The sequence below is a fragment of the Bacillus sanguinis genome, assembly GCF_018332475.1.
Classification (GTDB): domain Bacteria; phylum Bacillota; class Bacilli; order Bacillales; family Bacillaceae_G; genus Bacillus_A; species Bacillus_A sanguinis.
On sequence record NZ_BOQB01000148.1, the window covers coordinates 1 to 2,716 of the forward strand.

A 2,716-nucleotide genomic window follows, 5' to 3' on the forward strand; every position below is an offset into this window, starting at 1 on the left:
AAGCGCAAGAAATAGCGAAAGCTAAAGAAGAAGCAAAAGCGCAAGAAATAGCGAAAGCTAAAGAAGAAGCAAAAGCACAAGAAATAGCAAAGGCAAAGGAAGAAGCGAAAGCAAGAGAAATAGCTAAAGCTAAGGAAGAAGCGAAAGCAAGAGAAATAGCCAAAGCTAAGGAAGAAGCAAAAGCAAAAGAAGAGTCTAAAAATAACATACAGTCCGCTAAACGTGAATTGACGGTAGTAGCGACAGCATATACTGCTGATCCAAGTGAAAATGGTACATATGGTGGACGCGTTTTAACTGCGATGGGGCATGATTTAACGGCTAATCCGAATATGAGAATTATCGCAGTTGATCCGAAAGTAATCCCATTAGGATCTAAAGTATGGGTAGAAGGTTATGGAGAAGCAATCGCTGGTGATACGGGAAGTGCTATTAAAGGAAATCGTATTGATGTATTAATGGGTTCAAAAAGTAAAGCTATGAATTGGGGAAGACAAACTGTTAAAGTTAAAATTCTTTAATAAATATAGTTATCTAGATAGAAGTCAGTTCTCTTTATTGAGGCTGGCTTCTTTTTTTGTGAAAGTAAAATACAAAGTACATAACGAAAATAAGACTGACATATTCTGTCGGTCTTATTTTTTTATCGCAACATCAGTAAGAATCATATCAAATATATCTTTTTGCGTGAAGGTATCTGTAAAAATAGTTTCTCTAGTAACTTTAATTGTATCTTGCGGATTATACCATTTTTCTAAGGAATCCTCACCGAATTCATGCCGTTTGTCCCTTGTATTATGTCGTCGAATCGTTTCTTGTAACGATAAATCAAAGTAATATGTATAAGCGTTTCCTTCAAAATAATGTATTAATTCTTTCAGCATATCACCGTATCTACGACTGTTTAAAATTCCTTCTAAAATAACAAACTCACATTTTCTTTTTCCATACTTTGTAATTTTAAATAGTAAATCATGTGATAAATTACCCTCCGTATCGTGTACTCTAAGCATATCTCTACGTACAACATCCTGTGATACGAAAAGTGTACCTTGTCCGAAATGTTCTTGTAGTTGCTTTGCGATTGTTGTTTTACCACTTGCGGAGTTGCCTCTAAGAATGATTAAAGTTGATTTAAGTATAGGATTAGACATAATGTATTCCCCCAGCGTGAATGAGTATATAGAAAATTTTAACAAATAAAGTGCGGAAAGTGTATAATTAATAGGATTGAAATAAAAAGGTGGGAGTTAGATGGAACATGAATTAAATAAGGCGCAGCCGATTTGGAAACGGACATGGTTTCGCTATCTAGGGGCATTTATAATTGTTCAATTACTATTTATTATTTGTGAGATTACAGGATGGGCACCAAATTTTAAGCCAAGTGGAGAGTTTTTAAATAGAATTTTAAATTCTGAATTTTTCACGGAATGGTTCACTCCATATGAAATTCCTCATTTTAATGTGTTTACAGCATTTTTTGCGATTACATTGTTACCATACGCATTAATTGGTGCAATTAAAGATTTCACAACAAGGAAAAATATAAATAATTAAAAAGAGGTATTATATGCTATTTCAAAAAGATCATGTATCGGTACGGTACGTAAAAGAAGAGGATGCACAGGTCATTTCAAAATGGTTAACAGACCCAGAAGTATTGCAGTATTACGAGGGGCGAGATAATCCACAATCTGTAGAAATGGTACTGAATCATTTTATACACAATCCAAATAGGCATGAAAAAAGATGTGTAATAGAGTTTGATAATATGCCGATTGGTTACATTCAAATGTATCCAGTCGATTCTGAGTGGAAAGCATTATATGGCTATGAAGAATCACAAAATGTATGGGGAATGGATCAATTTATCGGAGAGCCGACTTATTGGGGAAAAGGAATTGGAACGAAACTTGTTCAGGCAACAATTACATATATTATGGAGAACACGGGAGCAGAAGCAATCGCAATGGACCCGAAAGTAAATAATGAACGTGCAATAAAGTGCTATGAAAAATGCGGATTTAAAAAGGTGAAGATTTTAAAGGAACATGAACTACATGAAGGGGTATTAGAAGATTGTTGGATGATGGAATATAAACAAAGGGAGCTGCGCGATATGAAAAAAGCATTATTAGTAATTGACGTGCAAGCAGGTATGTATACAGCAGGAATGCCAGTACATAATGGGGGAAAGTTTTTAGAGACATTACAAGAGCTTATTGGGAAATGCCGTTCAAATGATATTCCGGTAATTTATGTACAACATAACGGACCGAAAGACCATCCTTTAGAAAAGGGTACAGATGGGTGGAAGATCCATGCAGCAATTGCTCCACTAGAGGGAGACAGTATCGTTGAAAAGACGAAGCCAGATTCATTCCATAAGACAAACTTAAACGAAGTGTTACAAGAAAAAGGTATTCAACACGTTATTATTTCAGGAATGCAAACAGAGTACTGTGTGGATACGACAACGCGAAGAGCGTTTAGTGAAGGGTATAAAGTAACGTTAGTGAGTGATGCACATAGTACATTCGATACGGAAGTGTTACGTGCTGAAGACATTGTGAAGCATCATAACGTAGTGTTTGGAGCGTTTGCTGATGTTGTTGCATTAAAAGATTTGAAAGGAACTGTCTCTAAATAAGAGGCAGTTTTTTTATTAGTGGAAATCGGGTCAAATCATGTCGGTAAGTCGATATCCTTTGTC

4 protein-coding genes and 1 pseudogene are annotated in these 2,716 nt (G+C 35.5%); 4 read left to right on the plus strand and 1 reads right to left on the minus strand.

All coding sequences use genetic code 11. The features are described from left to right. A partial coding sequence (locus KI369_RS16635; protein ID WP_238484929.1) for a 3D domain-containing protein occupies positions 1-521 on the plus strand: 521 nt, incomplete at its 5' end. A 114-nt stretch (positions 522-635) separates the two neighbouring features. Here the strand turns inward: KI369_RS16635 and KI369_RS16640 are convergent. Then, positions 636-1,154: a kinase gene (locus KI369_RS16640; RefSeq protein ID WP_212956680.1), complete on the minus strand. Its 519-nt coding sequence runs from the start codon at positions 1,152-1,154 to the stop codon at positions 636-638. A gap of 100 nt (positions 1,155-1,254) precedes the next feature. Between KI369_RS16640 and KI369_RS16645 the strand changes: the two genes are divergently transcribed. The 3 genes and pseudogenes from KI369_RS16645 (at position 1,255) to KI369_RS29500 (ending at position 2,653) form a co-directional block, all read left to right on the plus strand. Continuing rightward, on the plus strand, positions 1,255-1,560 hold the full coding sequence (locus KI369_RS16645) for a YfzA family protein (protein WP_212956681.1): 306 nt from the start codon (positions 1,255-1,257) through the stop codon (positions 1,558-1,560). Positions 1,561-1,573: 13 nt separating this feature from the next. After that, a pseudogene (locus tag KI369_RS29495) lies at positions 1,574-2,107 on the plus strand (GNAT family N-acetyltransferase); the annotation flags it as partial. A gap of 15 nt (positions 2,108-2,122) precedes the next feature. Next, entirely contained in the window at positions 2,123-2,653 is a 531-nt protein-coding gene (locus KI369_RS29500; protein WP_238484930.1) for a cysteine hydrolase family protein, read from the plus strand. Positions 2,654-2,716: the final 63 nt, after the last annotated feature.

What these genes read in the sequence shown, in the direction of transcription:
- KI369_RS29500 (WP_238484930.1), top strand. Translation starts at nt 2,123, where the DNA reads ATGAAAAAAGCATTATTAGTAATTGACGTGCAAGCAGGTATGTATACA.
- KI369_RS16640 (WP_212956680.1), bottom strand. Translation starts at nt 1,154, where the DNA reads ATGTCTAATCCTATACTTAAATCAACTTTAATCATTCTTAGAGGCAAC.
- KI369_RS16645 (WP_212956681.1), top strand. Translation starts at nt 1,255, where the DNA reads ATGGAACATGAATTAAATAAGGCGCAGCCGATTTGGAAACGGACATGG.